The organism is Paenibacillus sp. MY03 (assembly GCF_002165585.1).
Taxonomy (GTDB): Bacteria; Bacillota; Bacilli; order Paenibacillales; family Paenibacillaceae; genus Pristimantibacillus; species Pristimantibacillus agaridevorans.
This window is the reverse complement of the sequence record NZ_MXQD01000067.1, coordinates 1-25,992: the sequence shown is the minus strand read 5'-3', so window position 1 is coordinate 25,992 and position 25,992 is coordinate 1. Positions and strand designations below refer to the sequence as shown.

The window sequence follows — 25,992 nt, the reverse complement described above, 5'->3', positions numbered from 1 at the left end:
TAGGAGGGCGAGTATACCTCAAACAATAGATTATTAGGCTAGAATTGACCGTTTTCCGGCAAAACCTTGTTATTTTGTACGAATTTGCAGCCCAGGGTTGCTTTTGCAGGCATTCGACTGTAGTCAATACAGCTGCTCGTTCGCCTACTTTTTAGAGCCATAAGCGTTATTAACGACTATGGCTGCTAAACAGAGTTACTTTACGGTCCATCGGCGTTTTTAACGCCTACAGCTGCTCGCTGCGTATCTTTACACCATCAGGCGTAAGTAAAAACGTTCCTTCCTTCCCATGCTCCAGCACAAAGGGTCCGGCAACCGTCTGGAACGATAGATGCAGCTCCTCAAGACTTGCAGGAATTCGAGGCCGGAAGTTCACCTCTGTCCATCCCGGCTCCGCCGGCTGAATGCCCGCGATATGTTCGATCAGCATCGGAATCGGGGCGCTTGCCCAAGGGTGGCATAAACTTGTATTCCATTTTGCTTCCTTCGACCAGGCTTCGAAGCAGGTTGTCGCTCCTTCCTTGATCATGGTGCTCCAGGAATTGGCGTCGTCGGATACAATCAGCTCGTAAAGCAAGTCGTATGCTCCCGCCTTCGCCAACGACTGAAGAACAAAATAAGCCATATAGACGCCGCAGCTCAGCCTCTTTTGGCTAATGAACCGCACAATCGACTGTACTTCTTCCCCTTCGTCGGCAAGTCCAAATAGCAGCGACAGCGCATTGGCATGCAAAGAATGATGGCTGGAGCCCGCCGCATCCACAAACAATCGATGCTCCGGATCGTAAAACTGCGTTCGGAACGACTCGCGCCTTTGCACCTGCTTTTGCTTATCTTGAGAATCCCCCTGAACCTGAACCTGGGCGTCCAGAATATCCCGCATTTGCAGCACGACGCTCCAAGCTCCGTAATAAAAGGCATTTACAACAAGATGGCAGCCCTCGCCGATCGGCAGCGTCAATGGAAAATCGTAGTCGTCCCTCATCCCAACCGGCCAGTCCACCAAATTCCACTTGTCCGTTACCCGCTCCAGCAGGCCATCCTCTCGTTCGAATTGCGCGAAATGGCGGAGAATGCCTTCGGCCGCCGGAAGCATCTCGCGCAGAAAGTCGGCATCGCCGCTTTGCCTGTAATATTGCAGCAGCTGCATAGGCCATTGCAGCGAAAAGTCGGCAATTTCCTGCATATGATGTCCCGGCGCAACCGCCGTAAAACCCTCGCATACCTTAAGGGAATATTGCCGGAAATCGAGCAAGGATTTGCGGAACAGCCGCAAATCGCCCGAGAGATAAGCATGGGCATGCGTAATGATCGTATTGTCGCCCAGATATTGCCCCTTCTCTCGACTAGGGCAGTCCACGTAGTTTTCTTGAGAACCCCATTGCACGCCGTTGCCGCAAATCGACCAGATCTGATTTAACAAACCATTGGAGGAGCGGAATCGGCTCGCTTGTTCATTCAACGGGTAATGCCTCGCGATGGCATGAATGCTGTCTATATCGATGACAACGGAAGACGGCGCAATAATTTCGGCGTAACGAAACGCTTTGTAGTCATAGAAGTCAGGTTCGTCCACCGCGCCCGATAAGGTCCAGAGCTCCCGGTAATCGCAATTGCAGCGCATCTGAAAGCGAACGCGCCGAGGCTCTTGCTCCGCTCCGTCCCCCGCACCGTCTCCGGCTCCGTCCCCCGCACCGTCTCCGGCTCTGTCCCCCGCACCATCTCCGGCTCTGTCCTCCGCTCCGTCCCCCGCACCGTCTCCGGCTCTGTCCCCCGCACCGTCTCCGGCTCTGTCCCCCGCACCGTCACCGGCTCTGTCCTCCGCACCGTCACCGGCACCGGCTCCGGCTCCGTCCCCGGACTCAAGCAGTTCCTCGCCGCAGCGAATTTCGACGATATCTCCCGCTTGACCGCGCGCCTGCAACTGCAGCTGTCCGGTCAATTCATGACCGAAATCTATCCAAAGGCCGCCCTCCGATAACCGAACAACGCGCTTCGGGCGGATGGAATAAACCGCGAGCGGCGGCGTCGGCTGGGCAATCAGCGTATAATCATGGCCCGCAAGCGTGCGACACGGCTTCCAATCGGCAAGAGAAGCTTCGGGCTCCCGCCAATCGGCCTGTTTCTTCCGGCTGTCTATCGCTTCGAGAAACTGCGTATTATAGCCGATAATGCCGCCGCTGCCGTATTCCTCCGCTATCCGGCACAACCATGTCTCATCGGTAACCGCCGCGAGCCGTCCGTCGATCTCCAATTCCGCGATCATGCCCTGGCGGTAATCGCCGCTGTTGTAAGAGCGGCAAACAAGCCCGTGATAATAGAGATGAACGGCGATCACGTTCGTTCCCGGCTTCAAGTATGACGCAACGTTATAACGATTGTAATAATAATGATCGTAGCTGCTTTGAGCCGGACCTTGACCAACCGGCTGCCCGTTTATATACAGCTTGTAATAATCGTCCGCTGTAATATCCAGCCAGGCCTCCTCGCCAACCCGGTCCAGTTCGAACGATTTGCGGACGAGCATATGAACGTTCGTCAAGTTGTCCTCGTGACTGTACGCCTGTCCGTCATCCATCTCCTTATGGAACAGATCGAGCTTCGGACGATCGGCGAATCGTTCATCCGTAATCCATAATGCCGTCCAACGTTTCTCCACCTTGCATCCCCCCCCACGTATGATTCGGTACGATTGTACCATATTGGCGCAGATAATCCGTCAATTTCTGATAAGACAATTCCCGAACGTTCACGTAATTCCGCGCGGCCAGCGCAGCCGCAGCTACGGCGGCTTGCCCGATTGCCATACAAGCGGCCTGCGCCCGAACCGTGCGCAAAATTTATAGATGCGCAGCAAGGTCCGGTGCGACTCCAGCTCCGCCGCCGATCTCGCCGCCGAGCTGCCGCCGTCTACGACCGGCACATGGATGCTTATGACGGCATCTTTACGGACGGGGCGATCAATGACATCTATCTGCTCCAACGCTGCGGCCCGTCTGATTAACAAAGCCTGTACACATGCGCTCATCTATGGCTCACAGAACAAACATCGAATCATTGACGATCACATGATCAAACGCGTCATTCTGGGAGAGCTCTCATGAGCCTCCCTCGATTTCCATCAATGGGCGGCCAGCTTGTCCATCACGCTTGACGAATCCACCATTTCAGCAAGTCCTAATCCTGCAGAAGACAAAACGATTTTTCTTGGAAAATAGTGGGCGTTTATTGCGATTCCACTATATCCTGATAAACTTCTATACTGTCAACCCGTGCGATCCCCATCCTGTCGCCTTCATAACATATGACCCTGATCTTGCTCGTTGTAACCTCCGGAAATAACACAACCGCGGAAGCGAGTTGATTATCCTGTACGGAATACAGATTTACCCACTCATCATTATCCCAATATTGCACATCGTAATCTCTCATTTGGAATCCATTAGGACCCGATTTCGTCGTATAGATTTCCAAATGATTAAACGTCGTAGGCTCTGCGAATTCTACTTGCAGCCATTGCGGATTTGCATAAGAGGTCACACCCGTAACCGTATCGGACGCCCAGCCCGACCAAGAGCCATGCTGGCTAGTAATCGCTTTGATTGGTCGGTAGCCATTCTTGTAATCGGTCGAGGATGCGGTCACCGTGGCTCCCGTAAACAACGGATTCAAAATGACATCGTTAAACGGCGGGATGACGAAATCATACGAAGCCGAAAGTCCAGAACCATCGAGCGCAGTAGCAACCACACGGACCGTACCTTCCAGTATTGGCACAACAACGCCAAATTCACTAATGAGAGCCTTGTCAGTCGGCGTTATTCCATCGATTTCGAACACTTCCCATAAGACTCGTTGATCCAATGTATGACTTGGCTCAAAGTAGGCCAGCAATTGGTTGCCTTTTATGTCTCGTTTAATCGAAAGCCCAAGTGCTTGTGCAGGAGGATTGGGATCATCCTGTCTGACAAGAATAACCGACTTGGAACCCACAAAAGCTCCACCCGAAGTTGAGGCGATCACCTTCACAACCCCGTTTTTTATCGCTGTCAACACACCATTCCCGTCTATTGCAGCCAGGTCTGTAATCGTTCCATCCATATTTGTTACATCCCAGCTTATCGTTCCGATGTTCGAATCCGTCCCTAACGAGGCTGACATCTGCAGCGTTCCGCCTTGTGTGACAATGGTTGTTGCATTATTAGCGCTGGACACGACAAGGTTGGCAACAAGCGAGGATTGGCTGGACGTAACCAATAACGCCCAATCTTTATCGTCCGGCTTCGCCGGAATGATCCACTCTCCGTTCGTTGGCTCAATCTGATCGGATATGAGTGTGTACGCTCCGGATCTTGGGTTAAACCATCGCGCTTCATAGATCGTATCAGCCATACTTTTCAGCTTGCCGGTAAGAACAGAACTTCCTCCCGAGAAGTAGGCAACATAGGTTTTGTTGCCTTCCGTAGTTAGATAAGAGTTCTGGTTGCTGGACAATTCGCCGTATAATGTATCATTAAAGGTTGGTACGAGCTTCCACCATTGAATGCTCGAATAAAAATTTTTGAAATAAGTCATCTGGCTTCCTGCCGGTGCATGCAACCCGTCAAACCATCTGTAATAAGGACCGTAACGAAACCAATCATCCGGGGAATTATTGACCGCCCACTGGCCCTGAACACCATAACCGATACCGTAAGAGCCATTGCCAAAAGCTTTATAAGCGAATGCCCGGGCTTCATTTGAAGTTACATTGTTAAACTCATAACCCGTTTCATAGCTGACAAAAGGTTTGGTAATCGGATAGTTCCAGAAGGATTCAAAAACATCCTTTGTCGTGAGGATTGGTTGTCCGGCAAACCAGGTATGATAATCCTTGTCTCCCCATGTCGTCGCAAATGTTGTAATCGCTTCCACATGTGCGCTTATAGGGTGTTTGTAAGCATCGCTATCATAGAGAGCTTCGGCAAACGTCTGCCAGTATTGAGGGTCGATACCGTTGTAAAAGTTCTGATCGCTCTCCTGAGCAATGGTCCACATAACGGGATAAGCTCCGTACCTTGCTTGCCAATAACGACCGAGCTTCTCAAGAAGAGTAGTATCCGTCACATTCAAAGCTGGTGTATATGTGAAGGAAGCATTGGCGTGTACAAGGCCGGCGTCGGCAACATATTGAAATTTCCTGTCTATGTCTTGAAGAAATGCCAATCCTTTCGCAAGGATTCCTTGTGAAACATCCATTCCTTTGCTATTTAGCTGAAGTGGTTCCGATTGATAGACTGTGTAGCCTTGGCTTACTCGATGATCCACCGCATATTTGAATTGCGAGTCAATGCCCTCTACGTTAGAAGAGTCGTAATCCTCGACCGGCATAAGCCAGTGCGTATCTCCCAGATAGAAGAAGGGGGTTCCATCGTCATATGAAAAGTAACGTTCATTCGGAACGGATTGCACAAAACCTCGCTTATAAATATCCAGTCCCCCGCTATAAGGCACACTTTCAAAGGAAAGCGGAACACTTATATTCAGTCCGGTGTCCGTTATGTCTGTCGCCTGCGTTGTTACCTCCCAACTCCCTACTGCTGTCGGGGCAAATCTTACTTTCCATGTATGTCCTCCGTCCCAAAATGCGGGGCGTGTCAGTATTTCCTCATTCGGACCTGTAAAGGTCGCTGTAACCTCCACATCCATGAAGGGATCGATATAGGTATTGGAGCTTGTCAGGGAAAATTCCATGTCACGCCATTTCTCTACCGTTGAGGTTATGAGCACATCCATGAGTCCGACAACATTGGAGCCGTCATTCGCTGTCGCCTGTACAGTCACAACCCCGGGAGCAATTGCTGATAACAATCCCGTTCCGGCGTGAATCGAAGCCTCGCCGTCTGATCCCGGCGGCGTGTAAACACTCCACGTAACGCTGGAATCTGAAGCCACGCCTGGCGTAATGCTTGCATTCATTTGAGTCGAGAAGCCATTGATAACGCTTCCATTAATAGGTCCTGTCACCGTAATCTGTTCCGCTGGTATCGTATGTGAAGTATAAACTTGAAGCTCATAGATATTGGCCCAATTTTTGGTCACGAGCCTTACATATCTGCCCGAACTATTGTCTGGCAGCAAGGCGCCGAGTTCATTGGGCTGTGTCAAGCTGTTCGTTGCTGCGGTATCCCGCAAATAGGTGTAGATGCTGCCATCTCCACTGAGAACCTCAGTCCAGCTCTCTGCATCATCAGAAATGTAAACCTTGTTCGTTCCATCCCACAAACGGTTAAAGTACACTTTCACATAATCAATAGGTAATATTTGGCCCAAATCGATATAGAAATCCACGGCTCCGTATCCGCCGGCTTTCGTCGTCAGGCTGCCATCCGTTATATTCTCCCGCGGTTCAGTCGGGTTGCCCTGCGACCCATCGTTAAATATCATCCCATTGTACGCTGTGACCGATGCATCTTGGGAAATCAGCTGCATGCCGGCGGGCACTTCCAAATAGTCCGGGAACGGATCAAGGCTGGAATAGATCTGGAATTCGAAAAGATCCGCCCATGACTTCGCAGTCAGCCTCACATACCTGCCTTCCGTTCCGACTGGAAACAACGCTCCGAAAACATTCGGCTCTGTCAAGCTATTGGTTGCCGCTTCGTCACTTAAATACTCGTACTGACTGCCATTACCGCTGATGACCTCTGTCCAATTCGCGGCATCGTCAGATACATAAACTTTGTTGGTTCCATCCCACAATCGACTGAAATTGGCCTGGACATAGTTCAGAGGCATGATAGTGCCGAGGTCGATATAGAAATCAACAGCTCCATACCCGCCTGCCTTGGTCGTGAGGTTGCCGTCCGTCAAATTTTTCCGAGATCCGGTCGGGTTTCCCTGCAACGAGTCATTGAATACCATGCCATTGTAAGCTGTCACCGGCGCCCCGTGAGACACCAGATGCAGCCCGGCGGGCAACTCTGTATAATCCTTTGTTTCAGTGGCGCCTGCTCTGTCTGGAGCTGCATAAACGATTAATAAACAAATAACAAGTAAACAGGAGAAGAGCCTTTTTGTTTTATTTCGATATACAGCGTAAGAGTTCGTATGTACCATGGACAATTCACTCCTCATAGTCAGTTGGCGATCATCACTTCGGTAAACATGCACGCCGTTAAGCATCTCCTGTCATATCGGCCTCACGCACGATATGACAGGAGACGCCGATGCGGGAGGAGACGCCGATGCGGGACATCGGATCACCTCCGCAGGTCGCGCCGATGAAACCCGCACCGTGAAGCGGCTAGAGCGCCGCCTCGTCCCAAAGACGCTGCGCGTTCTCCAGTCCGATCTGCGTGCCTAGCTTGCAATCCTCTATGCCTTCGAACTCCAGGGACAAGTCCCCGTCATAGCCGGAAGCTCTGATCAGGCGCAGGATCTCCCGCACATCGACATCGCCGTGGCCGAAGATCGCTCCGCGCAGATAGCGGCCCGAGTTGCTGCGCATCCAGCCCTGCCCTGGATCGAGACGGGCCGAGCGCACGTAGAAGTCCTTCAAGTGAATCATCGAAGCTTGCCCGATCATACGCTTCACCGCCGCGACCGGATCTTCGTCGACGACAAGGAAGTTGCCGATATCCAGCGTCGTGCAAAAATTCGGCCGATCCACGGCATGCAACAGCATCTGCACGCGTTCGCTGGCCTGCATATGACGCCCGTGATTCTCTACGCTCGTCACAATGCCGTATTGGCTGGCGTAATCGGCCACCTCGGCGCATGCCTCAGCCAGTCGCCCCAGATCGCTCTGGAAGCGCAGGATCGTCGCTTCGCCGAGCGGCCGCTCGGCGACATCGTGCCGCATCCGGCGCACGCCGAGCCGATGCGCGATATCCACCTGCCGGCATACACGCTTGATCTCCGCCCTGAACTGTGACTCCGAATCGGCGATAAAATTCGCCGATACCGTATAATTCGAGATTGCGATGCCGCACTGCTCCGCATGCCGCCTCAGCGCGTCTGCGCGCGCCTCGTCCTCGCCCAGCTCGAAGCCGCTCGGGACAATCTCGATATGCGCGGCCCCGTGCGCCGCCGCCCATTCGAAGACCTCTTCGATCGTCATCTCGCCCGCACGCAGCGCCCGCATCAGACTATAAGTACTAATCCCGATACTCAACGCTCCGCCTCCTCTGCCACAGTTACGGCGCGCCCCTCGCGGGCCGCGCGATTGGCCGCCAGCGTGAAGGCCAGCGTCCGCGCCCCCTCGGCGTAGTTGCTGCGCACGAGCTCCTGCTTGCCGGTGCGCACTGCACGTACAAAGGCGAGGACCTGCGCGTCCATCTCGTTCACCTTCGAGGTCCGAGTCACCTGCTGCTGGTCATCGATGATCGTGACCGTCCTGTTGTTGACGATCTGCACGAAGAAGTCAGCTCCGAACAGCTTGATCTCCGATCCCCCGTGATAAGACGACACGCAGGATTCGGTGATACTGCCGACTCCGCCCGACGCCATGCTGAAGGTCAACGCGCCGGCGTCAGGGATCGTCGTCTCCGGACGGATGCGGTCCAGAGCTGCGCGCCCGAATCGGGCGCTCACCTCGATCGGCTCACCCGCCAGATAGCGGATCATGTCCACCTGATGGGTGACGGCATCCACCAGATGCCCGCCCGAGCGATCGAGCTGCAGCCACCAGGCGCTCGGATGCGACGTGCCGAAGCGATGCGCCTGAATCAAGTGTACTCGCTTGCCCTCCAGGTACTGGCGCGCCTGCTCCACCGTGTCATAATAGCGCAGACAATAGCCCGTCGCGTTGATCAGACCGGAGGCTTCGATCCGTGCCGCCTTTCGCCGCACCTCCGCCATCTCCAGACCGAGCGGCTTCTCCACGAATAGATGAATGCCACGCGCGACGGCCGTCTCCTCGAGATCGCCGCGCGCGAATTGCGGCACGCAGATCATGACCGCGTCAATCTTGTTGCGGTCAAGCAATGCATCCGTCGTCGCAAAGGTTTCCGCGCCTTCCCCGGCTTCGGCGGCGGCCTCCGCCGCCGCCTCCTCGCTGATGTCGTAGACGCCGACGACGCGCGCCTCATCCGTACTGGCCAGAGCGCGGATGTGACTGCGCGCGATCCCGCCCGCGCCGATGATACCGATTTTTACAGTCATAGATAATTTCAGACCTTTCTTTAAGGGATTAACCTTGTTAATGAACCTTTTTAGTAGTTCGAATCCGGAAGGGCGACCGGCTTGCCATCGGCGATCGATTCGTCGATGGCGAAGCAGGCCTCCATTGTTTTGTACGCATCAGCGAATGAGCAGCGCACCTCGCCCTCGCCGCGAATCGCGCCGATGAACTCGTTGATCTCATCCTCGAACGGGTGATGCGAGACATCGCCGCTGTCGGGCAGGATCGTCGGGATGACGCTGTAATCGGTCTGCCCCGGCAGCTTGTGGCTGAACAGTTGATTGTTCATGATCGCGCCCTTCTCCCCCAGCAGATGCACGTTGAATTTATACGGCGTCTTGCACTCCAGCGAGGAGGATACCTTGCCGATTCCCCCGCTCCGCAGCTTGAAGATCGCAATCGCATTCGGATCGAATTCATAGTCGGAATCGCTCCATGTCCGGCAGCTGTAGGCGCTCACCTCGGCGATCTCTCCGGCGAAATAACGCACCGCATCGACCGCGTGGCAGCCGGCGGACAGCATGCTGCTGCCGCCGAGCGCCCTCGTCTTGCTCCAGCGATATTGCGGGTACTGCGGGCCAACATGATGCCAGTAATCGATCTGGGCCATATAGATGCGACCGATGGCGTCATCCGCAATGAGCGCCTTCGTATTGTTGAACGACGGATTCCAGCGCAGGACGAAGCTCGCCACAGTCTGCACAGGGTGACGCTCGAGCGCCTCCGCCATCTGCAGCAGTTGGCGGCGGTTCATCGCCAGCGGTTTTTCGATGACCAAATGTTTGCCGTGCTGCGCCGCCAGCTCCACATGCTGCGGTCGCAGTTCGGGCGTCGAGCACAGCACGATCGCGTCGATCCGCGGATCGGATACCGCGTCTTCATAACGCTCCGTCACGGTGGCGGCGATCCCCAGCTCCGCCAGTCTGGCCTCGGCGAAGGCGCGGTTGCCGCTGACGACCATGCCAACCTTCGCATGCAACGACGCATCGATTGCCTTCATATATTCGCCCGCCACCCAGCCGCTGCCGACGATTGCGAATGTCAAGTTTCCCATTGCGCTCATTCCTTTCTTTTATTTGACGTTTCGTTCACGTTGCCGATTATTATTTTGCGTTTTTCCAGCGATCATAGGAGGCTTGATAGATGCTTACCAGTTCCTCTACCCCCATTTTGTTCATTGTCTGCACGTATTCTTCCCATTTCGATACCGGGTCCTGACCAACGACGATCTTCGCCTCCATTTGTTCGATAAAGGTTTGCAGATCGACCGTAATCGCATTAACCCGCTGAAGCTCTTCCTCTGTGAAGTAAGCAAGCGGGAACGCCTTCTGGCCGTATTCCTCATACTGTCCGACCTGATCGTTCAACACGAATCCGAGCCAGCTCGAATTCAGGAACTTCTTCTCAAGCTCCTCGTTGGCGAAGCCGTAACCCAGATTAGATACCTTCGTATTTTTGAAGTCGTTCTCCAGCATTCCCTCCGGAACCATAAACTCCACATACTTCGGATCCGTATCGGACCAGCGATAGCTTTCTCCCTCTATACCGTATTGCGCGTGCAGATACCCCTCCTCCGAATAGAGGTGATCCAGCCAGCGGATCGTTGCTTCGGGATGATCATTCGCGCTCGTAATGGCGAACATGCCGCGGCGAATCGTGTCACGCTCCAGATAGATCGGCGTTGCGCCCGCCTCGCTTACGAGCGGCGGCATCTGTGGATTGTCAAGGATGTTGTTCGGCACAACCTGTCTGTCCTTCCCGCCGAAGACCGGCAGGCTGTTGCCCATGACGCCGTAGAGCTCATTCTCGCCTTTGGCCGTCATCTGCGCTCTATTCTGGGAGAAAATTTCGGGATCCAGCAGCTTCTCCGCGTACAGCTTATGCATGAAGGTCAAATAATCCTTATAACCGGACTGTGCCGGCACGAAGACGGCCTTATCATCCTTCACATTGATAAAGTCGCTCACATAACCGAAGTAAGACAACATAATCGGGCGAATATAATTCAGCTTGTTATCCCCGGTCAGCGGGATTTCGTCGGCTTTGCCATTCTGGTTAGGATCCTCGTCGCGGAACTTCACCAGCAGATCATAAAATTCGTCGACCGTCGAAGGCAGCTTGTCAATCTTCAGATTGTCCAGCCATTCGCCATTCACGAACAAGCGGAAGAAACGGTCGCGCGGATGATCCGCGATTTGCGGCAGGGAATAAATATGTCCATCCGGCGTCGTAATCGACTGGCGAATCTCCGGATACTCCTCGAACAGCTTCGTCAAGGTTGGCGCATAATCCGCAATTAATTGCTCCAACGGAATCAGCATGCCTTGCGAGCCATAATTCACTTCATCATTGCTGCTCAGTCCCGCATTAAAAAAGATATCCGGCAATTCATTGCTGGCAAATGCCAAATTTTTGCGTTCACTATAGGAGGAGCTTGGCAAAGCCATAAATTCGAACTGGATATTCGTATCCGCTTCCATCCCTTTAAAGAAATACAAATCCTCCCAATTCCGCTGCATGTCCTCGGCCCCCATCATCGTTAGCTTGATCGACTGGTCCACGATCGGAAGGCCCGTTTCATTAAATGTTTTTGGCGCATCGGACGGCTTCTGGCTCTCCGTTTGCTGCGAATTTGCACCCTTATTCGTATTGCCCTCGTTGCCGTTCGACGCGCAACCCGGCAATACAGCTAAAATTAGCGCCACTGCTGTAGCTACGCTGCGCACTGTTCTTTTTCTCATTGTAAAACCTCCCTGTTATTATTTTTAATAGCTCCAATCATAACGTCTTGTACAAAGCCGCTCCATGCCAATACTTGCGAACATTCTATGGAAGCGTAATCATTAGGAACCTTTACCTCCCCTCCTCTGTTGATGGTTCTCACTATAGATTCGAGGGGAGTTGGTGTAAATGGGTGATTTTTGTTCAATCGGTCATATTGGATTCCGTCGTAAATGACCTATTCCTTACGTGCTTTCCCTTACGTACTTTGTCCCTTATATTCGCCCGGATGCTGCTTCCTCATTCCGAACACATCGCGAATCGCCTCCAAATACTGCATGCCATACACCGTATCTGGTTCAATATAGCTGCCTTCCGTCCACTCATTCCATGAATTCACTGTCACGATCGGCGGCGTTGCGGCGTTTTCAATCAAAAAGTCTCTAACCGCCAGAAGGGAGTTTCGGAATTCATCCGGCGTATTGCCGACCAGGATCGGCGTATGCGGATATCCGATATTGGCATGGACATCCGATTGCACGGTTCGGGGGGACGAGTCCCAGCCCATGGACACATTCGGAAAGTAAGGTACGTTAAACTGCTCCCGGAATCGAGACCAGTCTTTCTGGGCGAGAGATGCATATTCTGGATAGGATACCGTCGGGTACGTTTCCATTGGCACGTTATGAATCCACACATAAGAAGTAACGCTGTCAAATCCGAAGTCCTTCACCATCTCAGCCGGATTCTCCAATGTGCGCTCGCCCGGCAAATTCTGAATCCCCCAGACAACAGCGTTCAGATGCAACTCGCCCAGACCGGCCGCTCGCACTTTCTCACGGAAAGCTTCCAACGCATTACGCGTCTCCTCCCGACCTCCAAGCCCTTGAATCAAGCTCATAAGCTCGTAGAAGGATACGTACAATCCGTCATTGACACGCCAATAGTTCGGATGGACAAAATAATTTCGAATCATATAATCGCAAGCTTCTTCGAAAGCCTTCAGAGAAACCTGTCCCTTTTGCAAGAGTGTGTGGTCCGTCCCCCGCTTGTATGGAAAAATATTAATCCAATCATGATTTGCCCACATAATCGAAAATTTCAACCGATTATTGTTAGCCGCTTGCAAGAAACCATTCTCTAGCGCTGCATTAAGGAATGGTCCATCCTCGTACCAATACCAGTCGTAGATAAAAGCATCTATTCCATGATCAGCCGCCGCATCAATTTGCTTCTCCGCAGTTTCCGGCAGGGACTCGTCCAAGTATCCCCATAACGGCACCTTCGGCTGCTGATGGCCAGGAAAACGCGGGGTGGCCGATTTCACAAGCTCCCATTCGGTCCACCCTTCGCCATGGGCGGCTTCATTACGGGAATCGATATGATAATTGGGAAAGTAATAGACGGCTACTGTCGGCTGATTGTTTTTATCTGACATCTTGATCATCTCCCTGACTCAGTCGTTTATCCTATACCGAGCTCTACATACGATTCGGTACGATTGCTCCATGTTGGCGCAGACAATCCGTCAATTCCTGATAAGACACTTCCCGGACGTTTACGATATTCCGCGCGGCCAGAGCGGCCGCAGCTCCGGCGGCTTGCCCGGTTGCCATGCAAGTAGCCTGCACCCGATAAGCGGAATTAGCCATCTGATCGCCGGCAATAGAACGTCCGGCGACCAGCAAATGCTCGCTCCGCTGCGGGATAAGCGCCCCGTACGGAATCGTCGCCACGACATGCTCGGCCGGATACTTCTTCTCGACCGTATTGCTGCTCGGGTGATGCAGATCAATCGGATAATAGCTGTAGCATATCGCGTCCGGCCATACATAACCCTTCAAATATGCTTCCTCGGTGATTGTTTCCTCTCCGAGGATCCGCCATGTTTCGCGAATGCCGCATTCGCTCGCGGCGAATCGTACCGTGAGCCGCTCGCAGCCCGGAACTGTGCGCAGAAATTTGTAGATGCGCAGCAAGGTCCGGCGCGCCTCCAGCTCCGCCGCCGATCTCGCCGCCGAGCTGCCGCCGTCTACGCCCGGCACATGCATGCTGATGGAGCCGCCCTTCAATTCATGATAGAACGGAATATCGCTTGCCGGATGATCCGTCATCCGAATACTCCCTTGTACAAGCGCCTCATCATAAAGCCGCTTCAGCTCAAGCGGATTAATATCGTCCATCTCGTACCCGCCGATTTCATTGATTAACGCGCCGGGCTGCTTATGCTCGCTCTGGACTCGCTCATAACCAAGCAAGCCGCATACATCGGCGTCTCCGGTTGCGTCCACAACCTTGCTCGCATGAAGCAGGCTGATCCCCTCCTTGCCCGCCACGGTCAGCAGAATGCCGGAATCGGTCGGCTCCGCGGCCGCCGTCATTTCATGGAATCTCAATTCCACTCCGGCCTCCAGGCACAGTTCATCCAGCACGGCGGAATACAGGAATCGGTTGACGCGAATTTGATGATGCCAATGCCGTTCGGGCACGGTGGAGAAGTCCGGCAGCTCCACGCCCTCCAGTTCGGCCGTCCGCATAACCGCATCCCAGCCGAAACCGGCGATCACCTGCTTCCCCCAAGCGTGGAACAAGCCCGGGAAATTGACGGCTCCAACCGTCGTCGTTCCTCCCAGCATCCCGTTTTTTTCGATCAGAGCCGTTCTTGCCCCGGCTTTGGCCGCTTGCATCGCTGCCGCCGTTCCAGCCGATCCTCCTCCGACCACGACGACATCATACTCCTGCACGTGTTGTTGCGACTTCAACATAATCCTCTTCCTCCTCTATTACAAGCGAACGAACGGGCGCAGCATCCCCCGCTTCGCCCGTTCCCGAATGTTATTATCCTTTAATAGATCCAATCATAACGCCTTGTACAAAATGACGCTGAACAAACGGATAAACAACAATAAGCGGCAGTGCGGCAACAATCATAACCGCGTATTTGATCAGCTCCGATATGCGGGTCTGCTCTGCCATCAACAATTCCATATCGCCGCCGTTCATCAGCATTTGCGCCGCAATTTCTTGCTGCACCAATATCTCTCTCAGGAATAGCTGAAGCGGGAACATGTCTCTGTCGCTCAAATAAATTAATGCGCTGAAGTACTGATTCCAGTGACCGACACCGTAGAATAACGCCATCACCGCGATGATCGCCTTGGATAACGGCAGCACAATAACAAAAAACATTCTGAAATCCGAACAGCCATCCATAGCCGCCGCCTCTTCCATCTCCCGCGAAATGTTCGATTGAAAGAAGGTTCGCGATACAATTATATTAATCGCCGAAGCCGCAGCGGGCAGCAGCAACGCCCAATACGTGTTCACCATGCCCAGGTCCTTCACAAGCAGGTAGTTTGGAATTAAGCCGCCGCTAAAAAACATCGTAAAAATAATAACGAGCGTCACCGGCGTGCGGCCTGGCAAATCCTTTCTCGCCAGCGCATACGCGCAGGGCAAGGTGACGGCCAAATTAATCAATACGCCCGCAACGGTATAAAAAGCGGAGTTCAAGTATCCCTGCCATATATCCGGATTACGAAATACCCGCTCGTACCCCTCGAACGTTAGTCCTCTGGGCCATAACCACATTTGGCCGGCATTCACATAAGACGGATCGCTAATCGACGCGCTTATGATATACACCAGCGGATACAAGACCAGCAAAGCCAGAATCGCAAGAAATCCGCTATTCATAACCTGGAATACCCGGTCTCCCCATGTTTGTCTGATCATCGTTTAAGTCCCCCCGGTCTTCCGTTTCGATTCTACCATAGACTGTTGCCGCTCCTTCTCGCCAGTCTGTTGAAGATAAGCAGAATCGCAAAATTAATGGCATTATTAAACAAGCCAATTGCCGCCGTGTAGCTATACTGCGCTTGCAGCAAACCACTTTTGTACACATGCGTCTGAATGACCTCGGAGGACTCCATGTTCAGCGGATTCTGCAACAAATAAATCTTCTCGAAGCCCACGTTCATGAAGCTGCCGAGATTAAGAATAAACAAAATAATAATGGTTGGCATAATGCCCGGAACATTGATATGGAAGATTCGCTGCCAGCGACTGGCACCGTCGATTTGCGCAGCCTCATGAAGCTCCGGATTGATGCCTGCAAGCGCTGCCAAATAGATGATGGCGCCCCATCCCAGGTTCTGCCATTCCCCCGACAACACATAAATGCTCTTGAACCATCCCGGCTCCGTAATAAAGGAAATCGGCTCCCCGCCCAAAGCTTTAATAATGGTGTTGACAATACCCGAGGACGGATCAAGAAACACAAGAATCATGCCCGAGATGACAACGACCGAAATAAAATGCGGCGCATACGTAACGAGCTGCACGAATCGTTTGAACCGCGCTCTGGTCACCTCGTGGATCGACAGCGCCACAATGATCGAGACCGGAAACAGCGCCAGCTGGTACAGGTTGATCTGCAGCGTGTTGGTTAACAGCAGCTTGAAGTAATACGAGTTAAAAAAACGTTCGAAATGATCAAAGCCAATCCATGTGCTCCCCCATATCCCTTTTACAGCCGAATAGTTTTTGAAGGCGATTTGCGCGCCGTAAATCGGGATGTAATGAAAAATAATAAAGTAAGCCAGCGCGGGAACAATAAAGACGTACAGCTGCCAATACTTGCGAACGTTCTTTGAAAGCGTGATCATCGAGAACCTTTGCCTCCCCTCATCTGTTGATGGTTCTCACTATAAATTCGAGGGGGGTCTAGTGTAAATGAGTGATTTTTGTTCAATTGGTCATATTGGATTTCGTCGCAAATGACTTATTCCGTCCGCGCCTTTTTCCTGTATTCCCCCGGGGTCAGCCCCTCGGACTTCTTGAATTTCTTAATAAAGCTCGACATATCCTGATAGCCGGCTTCGATAATAATATCTTTGATGGGACGATCGGTTGACAACATCTCGCGTTTAACAGCCTCGATCCGCAGCTGCTGTACATATTCTATAAAGGATGTGCCCGTCTGCTCGCGAATTAATCTGCTGATGTAGGAAGCGGATACGTCGAATTGCTGGGCCAGCATGTCCAGGCTTAGCTGATCCGACCTGTAGCCCTGATCGATCTCCTCTATAATTCTGGCACACAGGTCGGCCCGTTTTGTTTGTTTGCCCGCGCCCACATGCTCGCATATCCGGATCACGACGATACGCATGCTTTCCCGCAAATCCTCCAACGTCTGGAACTCCATCATTCGTTTCGTCTCCGGCCAATCCATCCCGATCTTCAGAGTTCTCATCTCCTTCAGCACGGCATTGACCAGATCGAAACAAATATAACGAAGCAACAGCACAGACTGCTCCATCTGCGCCATATTGTCGAGCATCGTTTGCAAGGAGTCGAGGCATACCGCTTGATCGGCCATTCTAAGACTTTGCGTAAATTTCATCTGATCGCCCATCGAATATTGGCGATTATGATCCTGGAGCTTCGCCGTATCCTCGAAGAACAGCACATGCCCCTCCGGGAACAGAAGCCGATATTCGATGGTGGCAAGGCCTTCGATAAACGATTGATTAATGTCGGACAGCTCTACGCATGCCGTACCGACGCCGATCAAGGAGTGGATGCCGAGCTTCTCGCGCAGCAGCGTCTGGATCTCGTCGGCAGCCTGCTTCTGATGCGCTCTAGTATCCGCCACAACTTCCTGAACCGACATGACAAGCGCGAATGCCTGCTCATCCAGCAATTCAATGCCGAAACCGTCACTGCCCGCCGCCTCGACCCGATTCAGAAGACGGTACAGCGCCTCGCTGCCGGACGAGCCAACGATTGGATGGTTATCCTGGCGATAAGAAATAACCATAACGTAATAATATTGGCCTTGAATATGTGGATGCAAGGCAGCGCTCGCGTCCGCCCCCGTCTCCGCTTCGGAGCCGCTCCCCGTTAATGCCCGATAGAGCATTTGATCGATAACAAGCGGCAGTTGCTGCTCCATATTCGTCTCCAACTGCATCGTGTAATGATGCAGGTCATCCACTGTTCCACGAATAAACTCGAACTCGTTGGCGCTTCCCCGCTCCGATCTTCCCGGCGTGCTCTGATGCTGCAAATGCGCAACCAGAGCGCGGATCGGGCCCGACTTTTTGAAGGAAACGAACCAGGCCGCAACAATGCCGATCACGAGCACCAGCAACAGCACCAGGCCGGCGATCTGCTTGAACTCGATAACCCGGTACCAGAATTGATCCGTCGGCATCACGATCATGTACGTCCAGCCCGTCAGCTCCGACTTCTCGCTCATGACCGAATAGCTTGTAGAGCCGATTTTGCTAATAACTTCGCCCGTCTTAAGCTCGGACTTCTGCATAATTCGCTCCAGCTCAGGAGAATCCTCCGTTCGCTCGACGGCAAGCACTTCACCCGCCTCATTAAGCAAATAGACGGCGCCTTGCACATTGCCCAGCATATTGCTCATCATGCTTGTCAGCATCGATTCGTTGATCAGAAACAGCACCGTGCCATAAGGTTGGCTATTGTTCGGCATAATCGGGAACATATAAGTGAGCAGACGCTCTTCCCGGCTGCCTCTCAGCTGTACCGGAACGGCTGGCTTCAATGTAATCTGGAGACTCGTAGACAAATCGTGCAAAAATGCTTCGCGTTCCGCCAGCGGGAAGGGATACATCTCTTGGGTCAGCACATCAAGCGAAACAACGCCTTCATCGGAATAGATATGATCATCGTTGCGGAAGTAAAGCAATACGCTCTCCAAAATCAAGCTGTTGTCCTTGTATCTGGACAGCTCTTTCACCGTCTCCGCTGCCGAATAGTCGTTCAGCTTAGCCGCATATGGAGTCAGCCGTTGATCAAAGGCCATCTTAGCGGCCATATGCTTTAAGCCGTTAATCTGGCCGTCGAGATAACTTTGCACCTGCTTCAGCTTATAGCTGTTCGCTTGTTCGATCTCATGCTGAACAACCTTCACCGCGTTCATGTATATAAACATACCGAGGATGAGGAAGGGGATGGCAAAAATAAAAACATAGGATATCAAATAATCTCGCCATAACCTGGATTTTTTGTTCATGACTTTCTTGGCCCCTTTTTTATTTCTCTATGCTGTTAACGCTTACAAAAAGTAAGTAGAACGATCGCTAGCGCCTTTATCATTTTATATCGATTTGGGGCCGAAAAGTAAATGAGCGATTTTTGACAAATCGGTCATATTCGTACGAGACCGATTCCTTCCGTATTATAGCCGAATCTGGCACATTCTCGAATGCAAATAAGACACGGAACCGCATTCCGTGTCTTACCTAAGCTTAACGACCGAAACCTTGCCCTGCCGCGTCTTTTATTGTTTTTCTACAGCCTTGCTTGCATGAAGCAACTGCTTGTTCATCTCCCGGAATTTCTCGTTATGCGAAGAGACATATGCCATGTTAGGCGCCTCGGCATCGATGTAGCTCATGGCGCTGTTAACGGCGAGCACCGCGTCGGTGAAGGCCCCGGCTATCAGCTTGACTTTGTTGGAGTACGAGGCGCAATCTCCGGCGGCGAAGATACCGGGGAGGTTCGTCGCCGTCTGGTCGCTGACATGAATTCCGTGCTTGCCGATATCCAGACCCCACTCCAGCAGATCCCCGTAGCTGCGCGTATAGCCGTGACTGACGACCACGGCGTCGACCTCGATCATCTCCGTGTCGCCGCTCTCGATATGCGCGATGCTGACCGCGCCGATAACATCTCCCGCGCCGTGTAGCCCATGCAGCTCATAGGGCGTACGCACGTCCGCCACCTGCAGCATGTTGGACACGCTGCGCTCCATGGCGCCGAACTCCTCGCGGCGATGCACCACGATCACTTGCTTGGCCACGTCGGCAAGCTCGTTCGCCCAATCTACGGCGGAGTTTCCCCCGCCGGATATGAGCACTCGCTTGTCCCGGAAGGACTCCGGGTTCTGGACGGTATAATGCAGATTGGTCAGCTCATAACGGTCCGCGCCTTGAATGTTCAGCCTGGTCATCTCGGTAATGCCCCGACCAACCGCGACAAGAATCGTCTTCGTATCATGCGACTCTCCGGTATCGGTGCGCAATCGATAAGCGCCGCCAGGCAGCGTCTCCAGCCCGTCGACCCGCTGGCCGAAGACGATGACCGGTTCGAATGTCCTAGCCTGTTCCGCGAGTCGCTCGATTAGTCCATCGCAGCGGAGCGGCGGGATGCCGCCGACATCCCAGATCATTTTCTCAGCGTAGTGATGCAGGAAACCTCCCAGTTCGTTCTTACCCTCGATCAGCTTAACCTTCATATCCCGCATGCCCGCGTAAAACGCCGCATACATGCCCGCGGGACCGCCGCCGATAATGGTCAGATCGTAGAGACCGCCAGTCTCGTTCGAAGATGGGCCGCTCATGGCTTGATCATCTCGCGAATCTGCTTCATTCCCTCGGTAAAGACGATTGGACCGCCGCGCTCCCATGGATAACTATTCACCTTGTACACCTGGCCCTTCCGAATGGCCGGCACGTTTTTGTACAGCTCATTGCTGAGCAAGTCGTCCACAAGCGCCGCATTTTCGTCGTTCCCTTGCACCAACAGGAAGAGATGCTCCGCTTCCAGCCCCGTAAAGCTCTCAAGCGAGAACTGCGCGCCCCATGTGTCCGTAGCGGCATCCTTAACCGGCGTCAGGCCAAGCAGATCGTACAGGATAAAGGAAGCGGAAGAACCGGTTCCCGGACCGCCGTACAGCTCCAGCTGATTTTGACGGACCTTGATAAACGCGACGGGTTCGTCTCCGATTGCGTCTGCGACATACGTCTTGGTAATTTCCATTTCCGCATTAAAGGCATCGACGTTGCTCTTAGCCTTCTCCTCCAAATTCAGCAGGCGTCCCATCTCCAGATGCGTCTTCCGCCAGTCGACATCCCATTCGAAGTAGACGGTAGGAGCAATCTTCTGCAGCTCCGTCAGCACCTCGCGGTGATGATAACCGGCAACGAGCAGATCGGGCTCCGCAGCCACGATAGGCTCGAAATCGGTGGACAGCGGAAACGTTCCCATTCCTTCCAATTGATCCGCCAAATAAGGCAGATAGCCGTTAATGTTATCGTCCCTGTCATAGAGCGGAGCGGCGACAGGTTTAAGACCGAGCGCCAGGAAGTGATCGACGTCGTCGTCATACGTCAGTACGATCCGCTCCGGATTGGCCGGAATGTCCACCGTGCCTGCCAGCGTCGTGACAGTGCGCACGGTTGGCGACGGCTCCGGCGTCTCTTCTATAACCTCAGGCGAGGGGCTCGCGCTGCCAGGCGCCGAGCTTCCCTCTCCTCCTTCGTTTGTCGCCTTGTTTTCTCCTCCGCAAGCGGCCAACAGAATCATGATAAGTGCCGACATCGCCAGCAAGATTCCCCATTTTTGCATTCTCTTCACAGCTTTCTCTCCTCGTCAGTCGATAATGATAATTCTTCTCAACAAGAAGAGTAACGCATTTCCGATGGGAAAGCCATGTACGATTTCCGCAAATTATTTGTGGAATTTTGCAAACAAAGCCAGGATCAGCTTCACGCCCATCGAGTAGGCGATCGGACCGCCCTTCCCCCATGGATAGCGGGGCAGCTCGATTAAACGGGGACCTAACCTTCGTATCCCGGGCTCCTCCAACAACCCGCGATGCACGTCGGCGGCGCCGCTTCGCTGCCCTACGAACAGATAGTCGGCCGGAATCGCGGCCGCTTCCTCCGGCGTAACGTAATGCTCCCAGCCGTTGACGCTCACGATCGATGCCGGCGTCAGTCCCAGCTGCTGGTAGAGCAGCCAGCCTCCGTTGCTCATATAAGGACTTACCCTTACGCCTTCCCGTGTCGACTCCAGGAAGAGGAACGTCTTGCTCGCGCATGCAGCGTACATCCGGTCCCTCGCGGAGCGGACGAGCCGATCGAATTGCGCGATATTTTGCTCAGCGTGGGCTTCCCGTCCCAGCATGGCCGAGAGCTGGCGATGCACGTTGCGCCAGTCTACCTCCCAGCTGTAATAGTGGGTCGGGGCGATGTCGGCAAAGCCGTTCACGCCCCAGCTCTTCATGAAGCGGCCGACGATAATCAGCTCGGGGGCAAGCTTGCGCAGCCGCTCCATGTCGATCGACAGCTCGCAGCCGATATGCAGGAGATGGGCAATATAAGGCTTCAGATAGGGAATGACCGTCTCTTGCCGATCCGGTTGATGATCGGCAGGCACGGCTGCGGGGAGCAGGCCAAGCGCGATCAGATGGTCGACCTCGTCCACGTACGTAACCGCGACATTAACAGGCTTCAATATCCTGCCGTTTCGCTCCTTGCCTTGCGAACGCTCTCCCGCCGTTCGAATGTAGACGGAAGGGGAGACTCCGGCAACCTTCTTGAACATCCGGCTAAAATAATATTCATCGCAAAAACCCACCTGCCGCGCAACCTCCCTCAGCGGACCTCCCCCCGGCAAGATGGTTTTGGCCGATTCGATGCGCGCATGGATTAAATAATCGCTGGGCAGCATCCCCATCGCAGCCTTAAAATGACGCGTGAACGTGCTGGGATGTAGACCGCACCAGCTTGCGAGCTCGTCCATTCGAATATTGTCCTTATAGTGTTGGTCGATATAAGCCGCGCAGCGCCTTACGGCATCCGGCGCCGAATAAGGGCTCCGCTGCGCCTTCTGCTCCGACAGAATCATATAAAGCAGCTCTGACAGTGCCAGCTGGCGCCTCCAACGAAACATGCCGTCAGCGTCGTCTGCCCCCTTATGCAGACGTTCGATTAACCTTTCGATCGAGTGCATGTCAGTAACGGACATTGCTCCGCCTCTCGGGAAATGCGACGGCTCGAAGGGTGCAAGCGACCAACCCCCATCCTCTCGAACCGAACGCATCAGCTTGAAGGCGATGTAATGGACATCCCAGTCTGCAAGCGCATCAGCCTGTTCGATCATATACATGCCAGGCGTGAGCAGAAGAAGCTGATTGCCGGCAATGGAGATGGGGACATTGTCGACGGTTAATTCGCCACGGCCGTGCTTGACGTACAGCAGGGCGAAAACGCCGACGCGCCTTCTTTTCATTGTGGAGGGCCATTGCCCCGTATAATGAACGGCCCGCCGAAGGAAGGCAAGCGGCTGTCCCTCCCCGATCAACAGCTCCTCTCCGGGTGGGACTCGAAGCAGGGACGACGATCCATCCAAACGTCCGCCCGGGATTCCCCCATAGAGCGAGGGAGCTACCCTGGCGGACTTGGCGCGAGCAGGCTCAAATTCGGGTTTGTTGGACATGGATGTCTCCCTCCTCAGGTCATAACAATGTACTATATTTCCAAATGAAGAATCGGATACGGTCGGCCTTGCGAATCAAGTTCGGACCTGCCGACGATCCGGAAACCTCTGTTTGCGTAGAAAGCACAGCCCTGCCCGTTCTGCTCGTTCACGTCGACGTATCGCACTCCCTCGTGCTTGAGAGCGGCCTCCAGCAGCTTTTTGCCTATGCCCCTCCCGCGTTGCTTCGCCTCCACGAACAGCATCTCGATCTTGTCACCCTGCATGCCGACGAAACCGAGCGGCTGCCTGTCTTCGTCATAACAACCATACAGATACTCGATTAGCTGCAAGCCCTGCCGAACCTCGGGTTCAATGGAACGGATCTCTTCGGCGGTCAGAAAATCATGCGTCGCCGCCACGGAGGAATGCCAGACGGCCGTCAGGCGGTCCACGGTTTCGGAGTCGCGAATCCCAATGGCGCGCACTTCTGCCACTGTTGCCTGATTAGACCCCCGCAAAAGTAGCGTCTTCTTCAACTCATCTACGGAATGGCATACGGTCGTCGGACCTGCCCCCGTCAACTCCTCCAGGCTGCCGTAGCCGAACGTGACGCCGATGGACGATATCCCGTTGTTGCGGGCGCCGATGATGTCGTGTTTACGATCGCCAACCATGACCGTCCCCGACTTATCCAGCTTATGTTGTTGCATAATGTACGCGATGAGCTCCGTCTTGTCGGACCGCGTGCCGTCCAGTTCGCTGCCATGCACTTCCGCGAAATACTTTTCGATCCGGAAGTGCTCCAGAATCCGCCTCGCGAATACGGTCGGCTTGGAGGTCGCCAGAATGAGCGAGCGCCCTTGCCGCTGCAACCCGGCCAGCAAGTCTACCATTCCGCCGAATAACGCATTCTGGAAGATTCCCGTCTCCTTGAAATATTCCCTGTAGTACTCTACGGCTTGCCTGGCATCCGATTCGCCGAACGCGTACAGCTCCCGGAACGATTGGGCTAACGGCGGTCCTATAAACGACGTAAGGGCTTCGAGGTTTTTTTCGTAGATGCCTAGCTTGGCCAGCGCGTATTGCACGGACTTCGTAATGCCTTCCTTGGGATCCGTTATGGTTCCGTCCAGATCGAACAAGATGTTTTGATAGGTCATTCGTTATGCTTCCTTTCCCGCGTTCAGCTTCGAAAAAATAATAGCATCTCTAAAGCTTGCCTTTTTATAATAATACTCCTTCAGCGTGCCTTCTTCATAGAAGCCCATCTTCTCCAGCAGTCTTCGGGAGCCCGTATTGCCCGGCAGAATGATTGCGGCGATACGGTTCAGCGCCATACGCCCGTAACCGAAATGCATAATCGCATGCAAAGCTTCGGCCATAATCCCTTGCCGCCAGTACTCGGGAGACAGTTCGTAGCCCACCTCGGCTTTGCAATGCTTTTGGGTCCAATTGTGGAAACCGCACGTGCCGATAACCCGATCTTGTGATCGAAGCGTAATTCCCCATCGGACGGCTTGCTGATTGTGGAATCTGTCATGCCAGAACTGGATCAGCTTCTCCGCTTGCTCCAGCTCCGTGAAGCTCTCCACATCGTAATATTCCGTCACCTCGTCCCGAGCGAAGTAATGGAACACATCAGATGCATCTTTCATCCTTAGCGGCCTAAGCCGCAGCCTCGGCGTCTCGATAACGGGGATCTTATTCATGACGTTAGCCACCTTTCGTATTAGGGCAAGTTCCACGGTGCTCCTGAACGATATTCGGTGATGAGCCACTCGTTTTGTATCTTCTTTATGAATATTTTATCCCTGCCCTTTTTTAATTCGCCGATATCGCCGTAGTTAACGGTGCTATAAACGACCTTTTTGCCTTTTCCGATCCACAACACATAATCGACGTCAACGCCACAAAACCGCGATAAAAACCATTAACAGTATTATGAATCTCGGCATTTTCCCATTTGGACAGCAGGTAGTATGTACCAGAAATACTCATAGCGATGTCCGCAGCGAGCCACTTTTTATTTATCACGTATTCTCCTCTTCGTCGCTGCGTGACATAATGATGACCACACCATTCGTTAGAGTGAGCCTTCCCGTTGCTCCCTCTCTCTTCTCTACTTGTCCCTTACGATTTCCATCATTAACCACTATCCTCCTAAACGGTATATTTGTTTAATATGTTCCGGTACTCCAACGTCGGATTTTGCAATAACCATTGCTTCATCTATATAAATAACAAGGAATTTCCAGTGCACAATTAGTTGATCGATCTCCACTACATACAGAAAATCCATCCATCCGTCACCTACTACTTCATCTTCTTTATTGTAAACGTAGATGCTGGAAAAACAGTCTAACGATCCATCCAGATAATTCAAGCATTTGCCCTCAGTACAGCTGTCTGACCAATCAAACCTTAGTTCATCAGGAAATGGATGGTAATGGTTCAAATCAAGAAGCAGCTGTCTTTCAACTTCGCGCTTAAGTTTGGGACCCATGGTCATCGCAAACCCCATTTCATGTCCAAATGATCGGACCATTCCGCTTCTCCCTTCTCGCATCACTGGATAATCTTCCAAAACCTTCAAGCCGACTATAACACGGTAATGGGCCTGTGCATAGGGCGACGTGCCTCGGACATACCTGGCACGTTGATTATAGCGGAAAACCAGCTATTTGGGACTGGCTGACCTCAGCTTGAACAATTAAGGGGATTACTGCCCTCTATTTCGAGATATTTGCTCTTATAGAACGGAACAAAGGGAAAAGCTCCCTCTATTTCTGAGCATTCTAGGCCCCACAACCGATACTCCATAAATTAGATGGAGGATTTCAGACTGTTGAATAACCTCATTTATGCGG

The 25,992-nt window shown here is 53.1% G+C and carries 20 protein-coding genes; all 20 read right to left on the bottom strand.

Translation table 11 applies throughout. The features are described 5' to 3' along the window. Window positions 1-226: 226 nt before the first annotated feature. Window positions 227-2,659, bottom strand: a complete 2,433-nt coding sequence (locus B1748_RS32980) for an alpha-L-rhamnosidase-related protein (RefSeq protein WP_179215948.1) — start codon at window positions 2,657-2,659, stop codon at window positions 227-229. Then, window positions 2,622-2,807 carry a hypothetical protein gene (locus B1748_RS36615; RefSeq protein WP_143810432.1) on the bottom strand — a complete coding sequence of 62 codons (186 nt, stop codon included), beginning with the start codon at window positions 2,805-2,807 and terminating at the stop codon, window positions 2,622-2,624. Before B1748_RS36615 ends, B1748_RS32980 begins: the two co-directional genes overlap by 38 nt. Further along, entirely contained in the window at window positions 2,783-3,028 is a 246-nt protein-coding gene (locus B1748_RS37090) for a hypothetical protein (RefSeq protein WP_179215947.1), read from the bottom strand. Before B1748_RS37090 ends, B1748_RS36615 begins: the two co-directional genes overlap by 25 nt. 197 nt (window positions 3,029-3,225) lie before the next feature. Next, window positions 3,226-6,960, bottom strand: coding sequence for an apiosidase-like domain-containing protein (locus tag B1748_RS32970; protein WP_179215946.1), 3,735 nt, complete (start codon window positions 6,958-6,960; stop codon window positions 3,226-3,228). Between the two features lie 325 nt (window positions 6,961-7,285). Continuing rightward, window positions 7,286-8,155: a sugar phosphate isomerase/epimerase family protein gene (locus tag B1748_RS32965; protein WP_087572220.1), complete on the bottom strand. Its 870-nt coding sequence runs from the start codon at window positions 8,153-8,155 to the stop codon at window positions 7,286-7,288. Continuing rightward, window positions 8,152-9,144, bottom strand: a complete 993-nt coding sequence (locus B1748_RS32960; RefSeq protein ID WP_087572219.1) for a Gfo/Idh/MocA family protein — start codon at window positions 9,142-9,144, stop codon at window positions 8,152-8,154. Before B1748_RS32960 ends, B1748_RS32965 begins: the two co-directional genes overlap by 4 nt. 50 nt (window positions 9,145-9,194) lie before the next feature. Next, complete coding sequence (locus B1748_RS32955; RefSeq protein ID WP_087572218.1) at window positions 9,195-10,217, bottom strand: Gfo/Idh/MocA family protein; 1,023 nt, start codon at window positions 10,215-10,217, stop codon at window positions 9,195-9,197. 49 nt (window positions 10,218-10,266) lie between these two features. Next, a complete protein-coding gene (locus B1748_RS32950) occupies window positions 10,267-11,904 on the bottom strand; it encodes an extracellular solute-binding protein (protein ID WP_087572217.1) in 1,638 nt (545 codons plus the stop codon). A 239-nt stretch (window positions 11,905-12,143) separates the two neighbouring features. After that, on the bottom strand, window positions 12,144-13,322 hold the full coding sequence (locus B1748_RS32945) for a glycosyltransferase WbsX family protein (protein WP_179215945.1): 1,179 nt from the start codon (window positions 13,320-13,322) through the stop codon (window positions 12,144-12,146). Window positions 13,323-13,365: 43 nt separating this feature from the next. Further along, window positions 13,366-14,649 carry an FAD-dependent oxidoreductase gene (locus B1748_RS32940; protein WP_087572215.1) on the bottom strand — a complete coding sequence of 428 codons (1,284 nt, stop codon included), beginning with the start codon at window positions 14,647-14,649 and terminating at the stop codon, window positions 13,366-13,368. A gap of 73 nt (window positions 14,650-14,722) precedes the next feature. Then, complete coding sequence (locus tag B1748_RS32935) at window positions 14,723-15,619, bottom strand: carbohydrate ABC transporter permease (protein ID WP_087572214.1); 897 nt, start codon at window positions 15,617-15,619, stop codon at window positions 14,723-14,725. Between the two features lie 32 nt (window positions 15,620-15,651). Then, the gene (locus tag B1748_RS32930) at window positions 15,652-16,551 is read right to left on the bottom strand and encodes an ABC transporter permease (protein WP_087572213.1); all 900 of its coding nucleotides are present in this window, start codon (window positions 16,549-16,551) and stop codon (window positions 15,652-15,654) included. A 116-nt stretch (window positions 16,552-16,667) separates the two neighbouring features. After that, complete coding sequence (locus B1748_RS32925; RefSeq protein ID WP_087572212.1) at window positions 16,668-18,932, bottom strand: helix-turn-helix domain-containing protein; 2,265 nt, start codon at window positions 18,930-18,932, stop codon at window positions 16,668-16,670. A gap of 267 nt (window positions 18,933-19,199) precedes the next feature. Then, window positions 19,200-20,261 carry an NAD(P)/FAD-dependent oxidoreductase gene (locus B1748_RS32920; RefSeq protein WP_087572211.1) on the bottom strand — a complete coding sequence of 354 codons (1,062 nt, stop codon included), beginning with the start codon at window positions 20,259-20,261 and terminating at the stop codon, window positions 19,200-19,202. Further along, on the bottom strand, window positions 20,258-21,268 hold the full coding sequence (locus B1748_RS32915) for an ABC transporter substrate-binding protein (RefSeq protein ID WP_256976097.1): 1,011 nt from the start codon (window positions 21,266-21,268) through the stop codon (window positions 20,258-20,260). The genes B1748_RS32920 and B1748_RS32915 overlap by 4 nt, the downstream gene beginning before the upstream one ends. A gap of 102 nt (window positions 21,269-21,370) precedes the next feature. Further along, a complete protein-coding gene (locus B1748_RS32910; RefSeq protein WP_087572209.1) occupies window positions 21,371-23,143 on the bottom strand; it encodes a helix-turn-helix domain-containing protein in 1,773 nt (590 codons plus the stop codon). A 32-nt stretch (window positions 23,144-23,175) separates the two neighbouring features. After that, a complete protein-coding gene (locus B1748_RS37860) occupies window positions 23,176-24,285 on the bottom strand; it encodes a GNAT family N-acetyltransferase (protein WP_179215944.1) in 1,110 nt (369 codons plus the stop codon). Window positions 24,286-24,288: 3 nt separating this feature from the next. After that, a complete protein-coding gene (locus B1748_RS32900) occupies window positions 24,289-24,834 on the bottom strand; it encodes a GNAT family N-acetyltransferase (protein WP_087572208.1) in 546 nt (181 codons plus the stop codon). A gap of 112 nt (window positions 24,835-24,946) precedes the next feature. Further along, a complete protein-coding gene (locus tag B1748_RS32895; protein WP_087572207.1) occupies window positions 24,947-25,159 on the bottom strand; it encodes a hypothetical protein in 213 nt (70 codons plus the stop codon). A 118-nt stretch (window positions 25,160-25,277) separates the two neighbouring features. Then, window positions 25,278-25,670: a hypothetical protein gene (locus tag B1748_RS32890; RefSeq protein ID WP_087572206.1), complete on the bottom strand. Its 393-nt coding sequence runs from the start codon at window positions 25,668-25,670 to the stop codon at window positions 25,278-25,280. Window positions 25,671-25,992: the final 322 nt, after the last annotated feature.